The organism is Ktedonobacter racemifer DSM 44963 (genome assembly GCF_000178855.1).
In the GTDB taxonomy this organism is placed as follows: Bacteria; Chloroflexota; Ktedonobacteria; order Ktedonobacterales; family Ktedonobacteraceae; genus Ktedonobacter; species Ktedonobacter racemifer.
In genome coordinates this window covers 1,743,238-1,758,102 of sequence record NZ_ADVG01000004.1, presented here as the reverse complement: position 1 = coordinate 1,758,102, position 14,865 = coordinate 1,743,238, and the positions used below count along the sequence as shown (strand labels likewise).

Annotated in this window: 11 protein-coding genes and 2 pseudogenes; 7 read left to right on the top strand and 6 right to left on the bottom strand. The window is 53.6% G+C overall.

The window, feature by feature from the left end; genetic code table 11:
- Positions 1-173: 173 nt before the first annotated feature.
- The 3 genes from KRAC_RS49325 to KRAC_RS49315 all read right to left on the bottom strand — a co-directional run bounded on the left by KRAC_RS49325 (position 174) and on the right by KRAC_RS49315 (position 6,030).
- Positions 174-2,900, bottom strand: a complete 2,727-nt coding sequence (locus tag KRAC_RS49325; RefSeq protein ID WP_007920218.1) for a winged helix-turn-helix domain-containing protein — start codon at positions 2,898-2,900, stop codon at positions 174-176.
- Between the two features lie 12 nt (positions 2,901-2,912).
- Positions 2,913-4,763, bottom strand: a complete 1,851-nt coding sequence (locus KRAC_RS49320) for a S9 family peptidase (RefSeq protein ID WP_007920217.1) — start codon at positions 4,761-4,763, stop codon at positions 2,913-2,915.
- 139 nt (positions 4,764-4,902) lie between these two features.
- The gene (locus tag KRAC_RS49315) at positions 4,903-6,030 is read right to left on the bottom strand and encodes an RNA-guided endonuclease InsQ/TnpB family protein (protein WP_007920216.1); all 1,128 of its coding nucleotides are present in this window, start codon (positions 6,028-6,030) and stop codon (positions 4,903-4,905) included.
- Positions 6,031-6,084: 54 nt separating this feature from the next.
- Here KRAC_RS49315 and KRAC_RS78845 point away from each other — a divergent pair, with 54 nt between their 5' ends.
- Complete coding sequence (locus tag KRAC_RS78845; RefSeq protein WP_244422443.1) at positions 6,085-6,300, top strand: ribbon-helix-helix domain-containing protein; 216 nt, start codon at positions 6,085-6,087, stop codon at positions 6,298-6,300.
- Between the two features lie 38 nt (positions 6,301-6,338).
- Here the strand turns inward: KRAC_RS78845 and KRAC_RS49310 are convergent, their stop codons facing one another.
- Positions 6,339-6,686, bottom strand: a complete 348-nt coding sequence (locus KRAC_RS49310; protein WP_007920215.1) for a hypothetical protein — start codon at positions 6,684-6,686, stop codon at positions 6,339-6,341.
- Positions 6,687-7,170: 484 nt separating this feature from the next.
- On the opposite strand from KRAC_RS49310, the gene KRAC_RS49305 reads away from it, so the two are divergent.
- The 4 genes from KRAC_RS49305 (at position 7,171) to KRAC_RS49290 (ending at position 12,085) form a co-directional block, all read left to right on the top strand.
- Positions 7,171-8,556 carry a purine-cytosine permease family protein gene (locus tag KRAC_RS49305; protein WP_007920214.1) on the top strand — a complete coding sequence of 462 codons (1,386 nt, stop codon included), beginning with the start codon at positions 7,171-7,173 and terminating at the stop codon, positions 8,554-8,556.
- A gap of 162 nt (positions 8,557-8,718) precedes the next feature.
- Positions 8,719-10,011 carry a cytosine deaminase gene (codA, locus tag KRAC_RS49300; RefSeq protein WP_007920213.1) on the top strand — a complete coding sequence of 431 codons (1,293 nt, stop codon included), beginning with the start codon at positions 8,719-8,721 and terminating at the stop codon, positions 10,009-10,011.
- Positions 10,012-10,311: 300 nt separating this feature from the next.
- A complete protein-coding gene (locus KRAC_RS49295) occupies positions 10,312-11,343 on the top strand; it encodes a Gfo/Idh/MocA family protein (protein WP_007920211.1) in 1,032 nt (343 codons plus the stop codon).
- A 169-nt stretch (positions 11,344-11,512) separates the two neighbouring features.
- Positions 11,513-12,085, top strand: coding sequence for an NUDIX domain-containing protein (locus KRAC_RS49290; protein ID WP_007920209.1), 573 nt, complete (start codon positions 11,513-11,515; stop codon positions 12,083-12,085).
- A 63-nt stretch (positions 12,086-12,148) separates the two neighbouring features.
- Here KRAC_RS49290 and KRAC_RS49285 read toward each other — a convergent pair.
- Positions 12,149-12,340 (bottom strand): annotated as a pseudogene (locus KRAC_RS49285) (helix-turn-helix domain-containing protein); the annotation flags it as partial.
- 155 nt (positions 12,341-12,495) lie between these two features.
- Between KRAC_RS49285 and KRAC_RS49280 the strand changes: the two are divergent.
- A complete protein-coding gene (locus KRAC_RS49280) occupies positions 12,496-12,894 on the top strand; it encodes a (R)-mandelonitrile lyase (protein WP_007920206.1) in 399 nt (132 codons plus the stop codon).
- Positions 12,888-12,965, top strand: a pseudogene (locus KRAC_RS80390) (aldo/keto reductase); the annotation flags it as partial. The gene KRAC_RS49280 and the pseudogene KRAC_RS80390, both read left to right, overlap by 7 nt.
- Positions 12,966-13,235: 270 nt before the next feature.
- On the opposite strand, the gene KRAC_RS49275 reads toward KRAC_RS80390, so the two are convergent.
- On the bottom strand, positions 13,236-14,711 hold the full coding sequence (locus KRAC_RS49275; protein WP_007920202.1) for an ABC transporter substrate-binding protein: 1,476 nt from the start codon (positions 14,709-14,711) through the stop codon (positions 13,236-13,238).
- Positions 14,712-14,865: the final 154 nt, after the last annotated feature.

Here is a 14,865-nt window from a genome sequence, read left to right as displayed (position 1 = left end):
GAAACAACTTGAGCATCTACCAGAAATGGCTTGCACATGGGTCTAACGTATCTTTTGTTCGTGTTAGTAGTGTAAAGCCCAGAGGGGTGAAGCGGTGTCACCCGTTTCGGATGATTAGAGAGGTGATTAGAGGTGATGAAGGATCTGGGAAAAGGACAGGCATAGAGGCTCTTTTATACGAGGCGCAAACGGCGTACCGCCTCCCTCGCTTCCGCGCGGCTGGTTACGTTAAGCTTGCGATAGATCCGCGAGAGGTGCGTCTTTACGGTATTCACGGAGATAATCAGTTCATTCGCGATTTCGGGTTTGGAAAGTCCCGCTACAAAGAGGCGCAACACACGTTGTTCCTGGACACTCAAAGCTTCAGATGGATAAGAGAGAGAGGAGGAGGGCTGGCTTACCCTGCCACCTTCAAACACAGCCAGAAGTTCACGTACATACCGTTCATTGTTCCCCATATCCCCGCCTGGTAAGACTGCTCGTATGCAGTCAGCCATTAGCTTCCCCTGGTCTAGAAACAGGCGGCGATAGCTCTCTGGCTGGGCTTGTGCTACTACTGTTTGTAACATTTGTCCGGCCATCGCCAGGTCATTTTGCTTGAAATATGCCAGCGAGCATAATACCTGGATCTCCCTGCTAGCAGCAGTATACTCGTGCCTTTGGGCCTGCTCCTGACAATATTCAAGCAGTTTGACAGCACCTTCGTCGCCTCGCTCAATCAGCAAACGCGTTGCCAGTAAATCCTCACGCAGACGCAAAGGGCATGGGAGAGATTCATCTTCTATGCTCCTCGACTGCATCCACTGCTCTACCTCGGAGTATTCTCCTACCATAAAGGCAAGCCAGGCACGCCAGAAAAAAGTCTCTCGTGCCAACAAAGGAGTGGCCAATATATGTACGTTTCCTGTCGTCCCATATAGAAGCTGTCGCGCCTGTGAAATATTATTGAGCGCAAAGTATATGCGTGCCAACACAAATAAAGAGCGCAACCGTAGCTCATCATCCCCTAACTTCTGGCCTATATCCAGAGCCTCTTGCGCCTGGTTCAAAGCGTCATCCAACTGATTCCGCTCATACGATAAGCAAGCCAGGCCAAAGAGGGCCAATCCCCGATCATGAAAATCTATTCCAGCCTCGCCAAGGACCTGGTAATAGCCCTTACTAGCCAGGTTTAGAGAACCTTGAAGCATATATACTTCGCAAAGCTCAAGTAAGATAGGCCGCATCCCATAGGCATTTCCTGCTACCTGGCTAAGTCGCAAAGCCTCCCGCATCAGGCAATGTGCTTCGCTGAGAGAGCCAAACAGACGCTCCCAGGTCGCCACAATGCTCAGACTCACGCCCCGCCACGCAACATCATCATCCGCAAGACATGCCAATGCCCGGCGCGCAAACGTATTCGCCTGGTGATATTCACTCTGCCAGATACTCATGAGGCTGCGAAAAGCATCAATCTGTCCTGAATGGGCCGTGTCATTCTCTACTTGCCAGCGTAGTTCGGCCATCAGCAGCAACTCATTGCTCATCTTATAACGCTCTGGATCTCTTACCACACGACCATCCATCTCAAAGAAAATAATGAGCGCGTAGAAAAGGCAAAGAGCTGGATACTGCTGAAATATAGGTAACGGCAATTGCTCCAGCCAGCGCCGCAGCGTGTAAAACTCAGTGAGCATAAGCCGATAAAGATTCTCATGCTCCTGGTTAAGCTGGCGAGCAACGCGCGCATAATCTTCAGCTAACAGTGCCGTTTCAACCGCTTCATGAAGATAGCCACGTTGCTCATACCAGGTACTGGCACGTATCAGGCATGCTTGAGTTTCCTTTGGACCGAAACGCAGACGGGCCTCGTGCTGCATTGCTTCCGCAAAGAGGGCATGATACCGATACCACTGGCCCGAAGCATCCAATGGTTCGAGGAAAAGATTCGCCCGCTCAAGCGCCAGGAGCAGTTCCTCGCTATCGCTCCTCTCGGTCACCGCGTCACAGAGTGAGGACGTCAAGCGGCTCAGGCCACTTGTCTGAAGCAGAAAAGCCTGCACGGCTTCAGACTGTGCCTGCAACACATCACTTACCAGGTAATCTACAAGTGGGCGATAGCTACCAGTCAGCGTTTCTAGAAAGTATTCTCGCTCCTGAGAAGCCCTGTGCGTGCGCATTGTGGACGCTATAATACTCAAGCCAGCGCTCCAACCTTCTGTACGCTGATGTAGCCGCTTCGCCATCTCTTCATCAAGAGGAAACGCCAGCGATAGCCGCAAAAAGGCATCTGTCTCTTCCTGAGAAAAGCAGAGATCATCTGCCTGAAGTTCAAGGAGTTCTCCATGCGCGCGCCAGCGTGCTAATGGAAGTGGAGGGTCTATGCGTGTTAACAATATTACATGGATATCCCGAGGTAGGTGATCAAGGAAGAAAGTCATAGCCTCATGAATAGACCGGGATGTAATAAGGTGATAATCTTCGATAATCAGGACAGCGACCTGTGAAAGATTTTGTAGCTCATTTAACAAGTTTGTCAGCAGCGCTTCAAAAGCCAATTGGGTCGAGGCCTCTGGCGCAAATGGCTGCATAGAGACAAGTTGCGCCAGGGCCATACCGCCGATATCAGCATCCAGGCTCTGACAGGCAACTATAATATAGCGCCAGAAACGTACCGGGTCGTTGTCGCCTGTATCCAGAGACAGCCACGCCGTCAGGAAACGTTCCTGATCTGTGTTTCGTGAGGCGATCCAGCTACGAGCAAGCGTTGTTTTACCAAAGCCAGCAGGCGCAGATATAAGGGTCAGTGTATGATCCAGGACATGATCCAGTTGGACCCACAAAGGCTCTCTTGGCACAAGATTACTGCGCAAGCGCGGCAATGATAGCTTGGTACGCAACAGCTCGGCTGGATAGCTCATATAAACGATCTCCTAGGCTTCCTCGTAGCGGCCGCCCAGGTGTTTGGCGAGGAACTTCTCCGCCGCGACGTAGAACTTGATGCGGTTGTCAGGTTTGGCGAAGCCATGTCCCTCGTCCGGGAAGAGCATGTATTCGTAGTTGATGCCCTTCTCCTTCATGGCGGCGACGATCTGCTCCGACTCGGCCTGTTTCACACGGGGATCATTAGCGCCCTGCGCGATAAGCATGGGAATCTTGATCTGGTCGGCCCTGAAGAGCGGCGAGCGCGACTTCAGGAACTCCTCTTCAGTATCGGGATTGCCCACGCGCATATGGAAGTTCGCCAGGAAGGTAGACCAGTAGGGTGGAATTGTCCGGATCAGCGTAATCAAGTTGCTGGGTCCCACGATGTCAACGGCGCAGCAGAAGAGGTCAGGAGTAAAGGTCGCGCCAGCCAGGGCCGCATAGCCACCGTAGGAGCCGCCATAGATCGCGACCTTCGCGGGATAGGCGATGCCCTGCTCAATGGCCCAGTGCACGGCATCCACCAGGTCATCATGCATCTTAGCGCCCCACTCTTTATTGCCCGCGTTCAGAAACTCCTTGCCATAGCCGGTCGAGCCACGATAGTTGACCTGCAAGCAGGCATAGCCTCGATTAGCCAGCCATTGGGCCTCGGGACGATAGCCCCAGCCATCACGCGCCCAGGGACCACCATGCACATTGAGCACCAGGGGCAAGGGCTTCTGCGACTCGCCCGCTGGCAGCGTCAGGTAGCCATGAATGGTCAGGCCATCGCGGGCCTTAAAGCTCACTGGCTGCATCTGGGCCAGTGTGTGGTTGCTCAGCTCTGGCTGATTGGTAAAGAGAAGGCGCCCACTCTTGCTGGCACGATCATAGACATAGTAAGACACGGGACCATCATCCACGACATAGCCCACGATCCAGACCTGGTCATTGTCGTCGCGGCTGAGGATAGAGATGTCGCCAGCCTGTAGCTCACGCAGCAGCTTGAAATCCTCTTGCAGAGCAGAGTCAAGCACGGTCCACTCCACGCGATCCCGGTTGAAGGCCACGGCCTGGATCTCGTAGGTATCATGATGGATCATGATGGAGCCGACATCATACTGCGAATCCTCCGCCAGCACGCTCACATCACCGTTAGCAAGCGAGAGTTTGACCAGGCGCGAGGCATTGGCGTTCCGCGAATCCTCCAGGTAGAGGGCGTTTCCATCCAGGGTAAAGCCAACGGGACCACTGGTAAGCGCGTCTTCAGAGGTCCACGAGACAAGCTTGCGCCACTCGCTCTCCTCGTGCTCACGTACCAGCAGTTCACTGCCGCCATCTGGAAGAGTGACGACCGCGCCACGCACCTTAAACTGCGTATCGATCACCCAGCTTGCGATATTGCCGGGATTCTTAGCCACCAGCTTTAATTCGCCCGAGGGGAGATCGAGATGATAGACATCATGGACCTGGGGCTTCTCTTTGTTTAACTCGACCAGCAGTTCATGGGGAAAATGCTTATCGTGGCCAGTCACACGGGCCTGAACATTCGCAAAGGGCGTCAGGTCGCGTGTCTCGCGCGTCTCCACGTTTGTCATGTAGAGGCGCCAGTTCTCGTCACCGCCAGCGTCCTGAATATAGCCGATATGCTTGTTATCGGCCGCCCAGAAATAAAAGCGTATACCGCGCTCTTTATCTTTAGTCACCGGCTGATAATCGTCGCCCTCTAGCGAACCCACCCAGACATTAAGGACATTGTTCACGGGCGCCAGGTAGGCCAGGCGTTTGCCATCGGGCGAGACCTGGGGGCTGGCTTTGACTGGATTGCCAAAGAGGACCTTGCGTGGAATAAGCTTTGTCGCGGCACTATTCGTCATACAGTTCCCTTTCAACTAGACAAACTATCTCTGAATTGACACTCCCCCGGATAAATCCAGGGGGATTCTTCCTTCATCCAGGTGACTTGCTGACTCCCATTGCTGAGAGGCAGTAGCGGCCTTCCTGTCCAGAAGCGTTTCATGCACTCACAGGCGCATCAGTTCCCGTATGCCCTACGGTACTGAGAGCTTTTTGCAAAATGTTTAATGCGGCGTTATGATCCCTGTCTAAGACCACACCACACCCCGTACACACATGCGTGCGCACACTCAATGTCTTCTTCACGAGCGTTCCACACGCACTACACTCTTGACTGGTGTAGTGGGGGAATACTGCTATAACAGGGATTGTATGTATTGCTGCATAATACTTGACCCAAAGCAGAAATTGCCCCCATCCAGCATCGTGGATGCTCTTGGCAAGGTGTCTGTTCCTCACCATATTGCGAATCTGCAACTCTTCAAAGGCAATCAAATCGTGAGATGTGACGAGCGCGTTTGCCTGCTTTCTGGCAAAATCTTCGCGCTGCCTTTGGACCTTCAAATGGGCATACGCCACGGCTTGGCGGGCTTTTTTGCGGTTTTTACTCTTCTTTTGTTTGCGTGAGAGGCGATGTTGCAAGCGTTTGAGGCGCGTTTCAGCCTTGCGATAGTGGCGGGGATTCTCGACAGTGTTCCCTTCAGAATCCGTGAAAAACGCCTTCAAACCAACGTCGATTCCAACCTGTTTGCCAGTGGGAACATGTTCAATATGCCGCTCGGCAACAATAGCAAATTGGCAGTAGTAGCCGTCTGCACACCGGATGAGACGAACACGAGTGATGGCGGGTATGGGGCGGGTCGCAAGATCACGACTCCCGATCAAACGTACCCTCCCAATGCCACACCCATCGGTGAGGGTGATATGCTTGCCATCAGGGTCGAGTTTCCACCCGGTTGTCTTGTACTCCACAGAACGGTTATCGTGCTGAAAACGGGGATAGCTCTTCTTCCCTGGTTTTTTTGCTTTGCAGTTGTCATAGAAGCGTGCAATGGCAGACCACGCCCGATCCGCACTGGCTTGACGAGCCTGAGAATTGAGCGAAAAGACAAAGGGGTGTTCTTTGGCAAGGACGGCGCAATACAGTTGCAAGTCATTCCTGGTGGCGTGGTCATCCATCCACAAACGCAAGCACGTATTGCGAATGAATTGCACAATGCGAATAGCTTCATCAATGGCAGCGTATTGTGCCTTGGTTCCATCGAGTTTGTATTCGTAGATGAGCATTGCGCCCTTGCACCTTTCTTCTGTGTGATGCTATAATTATACATCAAAATTCTGATGTATGCAAGAGGTGAAAGAGTGAGACGTACAAACATTTACCTGAATGAAACGCAACACCAAAAATTGCATGAGCAAGCTGAGAAAGAGGGTGTCCCTGTCGCAGAATTGGTACGACGTGCCGTGGATGCATTCCTGTTGTGGTATGATCCGTCCTACTGTCCAACTCCACCCAATCCACCCCAAACAAGGAAGAGCCATTCATCCCCCGGATAAATCACGGGGGCTTTCTGGCTCGTTTTCTGTAATCAGGGCTACACCTGACCATATTCAAACAGGGCAAAGATCTCGGCGGCCTGGCCAACATGTTCTTTCCCATGGTCTATAAAGTATACGATAGAGGCGGAGGTTGGTTGTTGGGCCTCTTCTAACGCCTGCTCGGTAATATGCCACACGTTTTCAGCAAAGCTCCAACGTCCCACTCTTGGGGCCACTTCCCATCGCTCTTCGCCCAGGCGTTGCGCGTACCAGCGCAAGTCCAGTAAGACAGTGGTTAGCCTCTCTCTATCCATTTGAGCGGCGTTATAGTGGTCAGCCAACAACTGGTAAGCTCTTTCAAGCTGGGAAAGCATCGTTACAATATCAGGTCGCTCCAGTTTCATCGGTAATTATCCCTTTCATTCTTGGAATTGCTCGCCACCTCTCCTGGCGAAGTGTTCTCAGCGTCTGCGATGTTTCGCCGGGTCAGAGGGTGCTAGGAGCATAGACAATCTCATTGTTTAACCCGTGTCTCAGCATCTGCGACGTTTTGCCGGGTCAGGGGGTGCGGTGCTGGGCTGGCTCCGCCAGCCCAGCACCGGCACCCCCTGACCCGGCGAGCCACGTAGTGGCGAGAAGTCCTGATTAGATACATTTATCTTATCATCAAATGGAGATGGGATTTTTCTCAGTCAGCATTTTTTTGTTCAAAGTGCACAAAAACCGAGTAGCTATAGAGCCAGCTCTAGCATATAATGACAGCAGAGATAATTTTCCCAATGGCAGAGAACGCTGTAAGCCTACGCTTACAACGCTTTTTCTATGCCAAAAGGATAGATGTACTTATATCTATACATTTATATATCCGTAAAGGAAGGTCCTTCTTCAATGGCAACCGATACTGTCGTTGTTTCTGATCTTGAGAAACCAATTGAGACACACGGTATTGAGCGTGTGTCTCCCCAAGCGCGTGCGCACGTTCGCATTTTTGACAACTTTACCATGTGGCTCTCGGCCAACCTGGTTATTTCAACCGTCGCCCTGGGCGGCCTGGCAATCCCTATCTTCAAGCTGGGCTTCTGGGATGGGCTGGCCATCATCGTCCTCTTCAACATTCTAGGCGTCTTGCCGGTCGCGTTCTTCTCGACGCTGGGTCCCAAGCTGGGTCTACGCCAGATGACGATCTCCCGCTTCTCCTTTGGCTGGGTTGGCGCCATCATCATGTCCCTCTTCAATGTCGCGGCCTGTATCGGCTGGTCGGCCGTGAACGTTATCGTCGGCGGTCAGCTCGTCTCCGCCTTGAGCAAGGGCGCGATACCAGCCTGGGTGGGCGTTGTCGTCATTGCTGTACTGACAACGGTTGTCAGCATTTACGGTTACAAATATGTTCATCGCTATGAGCGCTTCGCCTGGATTCCCATGGCTATTATCTTCGCGCTCCTGGCCGTCATCGGTGGTCCCAAAGCCACTATCGTGCCAACGCCCGCGATGAGCCTCGCCTGGGTTGGCAGCCTCATCTCCTTTGGTGGTGCAATCTATGGCTTCGCGACTGGCTGGACCTCATACGCCGCTGACTACAATGTGAATCAGCCTGAAGAGACCTCAACCTCGCGCGTCTTCTGGCTGACTTTCCTGGGCGTAACCATTCCTTGTATCCTACTCGAGACCCTGGGACTGACCCTAAGCACAGCCACAGCATATGCGGGCAAAGAGGGTGGCGATCTCCTGGCTGCCGTCCTCCAGCCCCTGGGTGGCTTTGGAACCTTCCTGCTAGCGCTGCTCACGTTGAGCGTCATCGCCAACAATATTCCCAATGACTATAGCCTGGGTCTGACCATGCAGGTGCTGGGCAAGAGCTTCCAGAAAATCAACCGCGCCATCTGGACCTTGATTGGTGCGGTCATCTATATCGCGATTGCCATTCCAGCCTCCCAAAACTACAGCGGCACTCTGGAGAATTTCCTCCTCCTCGTCGCCTACTGGCTGGGTCCCTGGGCGGTTATCCTCTTCCTGGAGGATCGCCTCTTCCGCCGTGGCAAGTACAATGTGGATGACTGGAATACGGCCAGCAAGCTTCCAATTGGCTGGGCCGCGCTGGTCTCCATGGCCCTCGGCCTGGTCGGCGTCTACCTGGGCGCCTCGCAGCTGCTCTTCACTGGTCCCCTGGCTCAGGCCCTGGGCGGTGCAGATGTTGGTTTTGAGCTGGGCGTCGTCTTCGCCTGTATCGCGTACCTGATCCTGCGCCCCCTGGAGCTAAAGCAGAGCAAGCGCTAGGCGAAGAGTCCACTGAGTAGTATTGAAGCTCAATGCTATAGTAATACTACTACTTGTGCTCATACGCACAGAGACAGGTGGTAATTTTCTGGATGCCGCACGGCTTACAGGAAACTACCACCTGTCTCTCTTTGTACAGACTAGAGAGGATTTGAGCGTCTAATGCAATACGATATACTCATTCGCGGAGCACGCCTACATAGGCATAAGGATCTCGTGGATATCGCGGTCAAGGATGGTCTCTTTGCGCGGATAGGGACAAACCTGGATGCCGCTCAGGCAGCACGCGTCATCGAGGCCGAAGGCAGGCTGGTCTCGCCTCCTTTTATTGATGCGCATGTGCACCTGGATGCCGTACTCACAGTCGGCCAGCCACGCTATAATGCCTCGGGGACACTGCTTGAGGGCATTCAGATCTGGGGTGAGCGCAAAGGCAGCCTGACTGTTGAGGATGTTAAGCGCCGCGCCCTGGAAGAGATCCGCTGGGAGGTCGCGCAGGGAACGCTCCATATCCGCAGTCATGTCGACGTCTGCGACCCCAATTTGACGGCTCTGAGAGCGCTGCTAGAGGTACGTGAAGAGGTCCGCGATATCTGTGAGCTACAACTGGTAGCTTTTCCCCAGGATGGCATCTTCTCCTTCCCCGAGGGACCGCAACTCATGCGCCGGGCCATGGAGCTAGGTTGCGATATCGTGGGCGGCATTCCGCATCATGAGTGGACGCGCGATATGGGCGTTGAGGATGTTCATTATGTCTTTGAGCTCGCCAAAGAGTTCAACCGCGACATTGACTGTCACTGCGACGAGACGGACGATCCTCACTCGCGCTTTACCGAAGTCATGGCCGCAGATACTATGAAGCAGAACTGGCATGGGCGCGTGACCACCAGCCACTGCACCGCCATGCATTCCTACGACAACGCCTACGCCTTTAAACTGATGGGCCTGCTCAAGCGTGCCCAGATGCACGTGATCGCCAATCCTTTTGACAACGTTGTCTTACAGGGGCGCTTCGATACCTACCCCAAACGCCGGGGTATTACACGCGTCAAAGAGCTTCTAGCCAACGGCGTCAACGTCGCCCTGGGACATGACTCCATTATGGACCCCTGGTTCCCCCTGGGACGTGGGGATATGCTCGCGGCCGCGCAACTGGCACTCTTTCTCTGTCATATGAGCGGCTACGAAGAAATCAATGACGTCCTGGACCTCATTACAAGCAATGGTGCGAAGGCATTACGCATTGAGGATCGCTATGGGCTTGAGGAGGGGAAGCCAGCAAACTTTCTCCTGCTGGATGCGCCGTCCGCCTTTGAGGCCCTGCGCTTGCTGCCACCCCGCCTCTATGTTTTCAAGGGAGGAAGAGAGGTCGCACGAACCACGCCCGAGCAGAGCTATGTTCGACGTGCTTCCGAAGAGGAGGCACAAGCAGTCACCTTCCGTCCACTGGCTTAAAGCAACGCTCTTTACTCAGATCTCAGGGTAGGGGATGGAGACGTGTGGTGCGGGCAATTCGCCCGCACCACACGTCTCCATCCCCTACCCTGAGCGCCGCGGGCGCGAAAGGTGAACATTTAAGGTGTCCTCTACCTACAAGCCTACAAGCGGTATACTTGACAATCAAGAAATAGATCAGGTACCATCAAAATGTTTACAGCTATACAGTAGTCATAGAGCACGCAACCTGGAGAAACAACGCTATCTGTAAACGCTTCCGTGGTTGGCGCTTATATTCCTTGCAAAGAAGTGAACTATATGCCTTTACGTATTATCCAAGTTGGTGTAGGTGGCTGGGGCCACTCCTGGACAAAGCTTGTTCTAAACAATGATCTAGACGTAGAACTGGTCGCGTGCGTTGACATGAGCGAGAAAGCTCTACAACGTGTGCAAGAAGATTATACCCTCCCTGCTCAAGCATGTTTCACTGATCTGAAAGAGGCCTTAAAAGGGGTTGATTGCGACGCGGTACTGGTCACTGCTGGCCTGAACGCTCACGTTCCGCTGGCGCGTATAGCCCTCGAACATAATAAGCATGTACTGGTTGAGAAGCCTTTCGCGCCCACACTGGAAGAGGCCGACTCCCTGGTCAAATTGGCTCGGGAACGTAGTGTACACCTCATGGTCAGTCAGAACTATCGCTTCCAGCCGACGGTTGCCGCGGTTGATGCTCTCTTGCAAGAGGGGGCGCTGGGAGAGATCTCCACCATTAATATTGATTTCCGTCGCTATGTCAATGTACCTCGCGACGCCTACCTCTATTATCGCGCCTGGCAACCGCTCCTGGTCGACATGGCGGTACACCACTTTGATCTGATGCGCAAACTTCTGAAGCAAGAGCCACAGCGCATCACCTGCCACGCCTGGAATACCTCCTGGGACCAGTTCGATGATCCATCCTCGGCTGCCGCCACCATTGAGTTCAGCGGCGGTGCAGTGGTAAATTATCGTGGAAGTTGGGCCAGCACCAGCCCGCAAACTCCCTGGAACGGCGAATGGCGCATCGAGTGCCGTAACGGCTCTATTGAGTGGACGGGACGCGGCGACAAGCCAGCCGACGACCGCACTACTGTCTACGCCATCGGCGAAGAGGGCGTCAGCCTGACTTTACCCGAGGTTCCCTACCTCGACCGCCTCGGCAGCCTGGCGACCTTCATCCAGTCCATTGAAAGCGATACCGAGGCCGAGTGCTCTGGAAGCGACAATCTCGGCACCCTGGCGCTGATGTTCGCAGCCGTAAAGGCCGCCCAAACAGGCACCCCACAAAGCATCCTCTTGCCCCAAGAATAAGCGCTGCTGGCGTACACGTTCAGAGCGTTTCCGGGTCAGGGTATGTGGTGTGGAAAGGCCGCAGGCCTTTCCACACCACATACCCTGACTCCACTAACCACGCAGTGGTGAGAAGTTCTGAAATAGATAACTTATAATGGCGTATATATCATCTGAGGAAGGATAGCTTATGCGCAAAGTAGACATTCAGCAGCAACGCACCATCTTCGACGAAAAGCACTTCAAAATTCAAGAAGCCACCCTCCGCTTTGAGAAATTCAATGGGCAAATGAGCGAGCCAGTACAGCGACTCGTTTTCGAGCGTGGAGACTCAGCGGCAGCTCTGCTCTTCAATCGAGATACCCAGAAGGTCATTCTCATTAACCAGTTCAGGTACCCAACCTATGAGAAGGGGCCAGGCTGGCTTACAGAAGTCGTGGCGGGCAGCATCAACGAGAACGAGCAGCCTGAAGCCTGTATTCGCCGCGAAATCCATGAGGAAATCGGCTACCAGGTACATGACCTGACCTATATCGCGACCTTCTACGTCTCCCCGGGAGGCTCCTCTGAACGCATCATCCTCTACTATGCCGAGGTAGGGAACGCCGACCAGGTCGCTGCTGGCGGAGGCGCGGCAGGCGAGCATGAAGATATCGAGCAAGTTGAGCTGTCTCTAAATGAGCTGTGGAGCCTGCTGGAACAGGGAAAGATTAATGACGCCAAGACCTTGATCGCCGTCCAATGGCTACAGCGAAAGCAATAGATGTTGAACGAGGATTCCTGCAAAACTCTCTCATCAGTCTGGAGAGCGGTTCTCTCTGGCTTATCAGCCAACTCCTTCCAGGGCCTCTTCCCGCAGCCGTTGCACGTCGTGCATCGGTGGGACACCGAAGAGGCTTTGGTATTCCCGATTGAAGTGAGAGGCGTCGTTGTACCCCACCCGATAGGCAGCACTTGCAGCGTCGAGGTCTTCGCTCAGCATCAGACGGCGGGCCTCCTGGATCCGTAGCCGCTTCTGAACATGTTTCTCCATCGCTCATCTGGAAGATTTGCAGAATCAGACAATCATTTTCGACAATTATTCTATCACCCTGTGCTCCAGGGCGTCTATACTACCTCCAGACAGAGAACATACCTCTCTACTTTTGCAGGCATAATGGAGGACTTCAGCACATGGACATCAAAAGAAGTGGCTCGCAGCCTTCCGGCAAAGGACCAGCCGAGTACTTTACCGGCACGGTACGCATTGACCCCCTATTCGAGGCCCCTGGACCAGCCCGCGTGGTCGGCGCCAGTGTCACGTTTGAACCCGGTGCTCGGACCGCATGGCACACCCACCCGCTGGGCCAGACCCTGATCGTGACGGCTGGCTGTGGCCGGGCCCAACGCTTGGGCGGCCCGATCGAGGAAATTCGGCCGGGGGACGTAATCTGGTTCGCGCCAGGTGAGAAACATTGGCATGGCGCCGCACCAAACACAACGATGACCCATATCGCTATTCAAGAAAAGCTTGAAGGCAAGACCGTCGACTGGATGGAAAAGGTCAGTGACGAACAATACCAGGCCGGATGATTGACGCCAGTCTCAAGCGCCTGGGGACGGATTACGTCGATCTGTACCAGAATCACCGCTGGGATCAGGAGCAACACGTTACTGGCCAGATGAGCGGAGAAAGGAAAAGGCGTTGATCGGCTCATCCAACAAGGCCGACTGGTCGTACAGGGCCAGACCTCTTGCACGACCAGGGCAATGTCAGCAAAGGTGGAAAAGCACTGAATTCTGGGACGTAAGTAACTCAAGCAAGGCAATTTTACCTCGTTCGACGACTTACGCCTCCAGATTCTGGCCTTCATTGCAAGTGGACCTACGAGACGGAACACTCTGACTCATGGAGAGCGTTACTTCTCGGCATGCTAAGCCTGAGCAGGTTTGGTAATATAGGGTTGGGTTGGGTCCCAATCGGTGAACTTGTAATCGTCTGCACTAACCTTGTAGCCCTTCTGTTGCGCTACCTTGACGCCATCATCCTGTGCCTTCTGCATACGTCCTTCTATATCGGAAAGAGCGGCATGAAGATCCTGAAGCTGACCAGTATAATAACCACCTATGACATCATCCAGATTGGGCTTGACCGCCTGCACTTCCACATGCGCAGTCTGAGGATTGCGTATGCTGGGATCAGGAGCAGGCATTGCAAGCTTGCCTAGACCAACAAACTGGGCAAATGGTTTGAATTTGATCTTGCTGGAATCGTTATTCTGGGGGAAGGCCGAGAGATCCTCGTTGAACTGCTGCGTCCAGCGTTTACCAGCATCCACGCTATACAGCCAGTCGAACCAGGCCCAGGCCTCTTCGGGATGCTTCGTCTCCGCGGGAATAGCCCAGAGGGTGCCACCCGGACTTGTAGGGAAGTAGGCCTTTGGCGTTTCCGTGGGGGAGATCAATGTCGTCAGCGAGTAATCGGTGAAGTTATGCGTTGTCCATTCGGCCTGATTCCAGACGCCTCCCATTGTCATCCCGAATTTGGCGCGCTCGAAGTAGGCACGGCTAACCTCGTCAGAGATACTCACCGCGTTAGGGTAAATATAGCCATTGTTTTTCCATTCTTTGAACAGGCTCAGGAAGTCGTAATAGTTGCGATCCGTGCCATAGGTGTATTTACCGACGCGGTAGTCCATAGTATAACCGCCGCCCACTGCGCCAGCCCCCAGGGTGAAGACATGCGTGAACCATTGGAACAGGCCTCCTCCACTGTTGCCAAAGCCCAGACCATAGGTACTACCGCCACTCTTCTTGGTAATGGTTTCGGCAAAATGCGTCACATCATCCCAGGTTTTGGGTATCTTCACGCTGCCATCGCTATTGACCAGGCCAGCATCGCGGAAGACTTTATTATTAATATAGAGCTGCAGCCAGGGGGCGGCACCGGAGATCGGAGCGGAGTAAAGCTTCCCGTTAAACACATTGTTTCCTTCGTGGAAGGTGCCTTCAGGGAACTTCGCTTTCCAGGCAGCATTGGCCCACTTATCGACTGGCATAAACCAACCCTGCGAGGCTTGAATATTGAAGTTGGGTTGCGGAGGAATCATCGCCACATCAGGGGTATTGTGACTTTTCGCAGCCAACGAATAGAGGTTGGCATAGGAAGAGTTCAATTGGATCGTCTTTTTGATCTTGACGCCGGAGTGCGCTTTCTCGAACAGCTTGATCTCATTATCGACCCAGGGTGCCTGGCTAACAAAATAGTCCCAATAGTTGAGTGTGATCGTTTTTGATGAAGAACTGCCACCACCACAGGCTGCCAGGGCACTACCCAGCGTAGCGGCCCCCGCGGTAGCCGCAGCCGTTTTCACGAAGCTGCGCCGACTGAAACGAGATGAAAACTCCATAACGATAGGCTCCTTTGCTTACAAAATAAAGTAGTTGAACGTGCTTTACTTGCTCTTCATTGAATGTCAGATAACACGTATCGACGTATTGTCAGCCTGTTGGCCTCACCTCCCTTATAGATAGTTGCCTGTCTCGCGAGGTGTAGCATAGGCA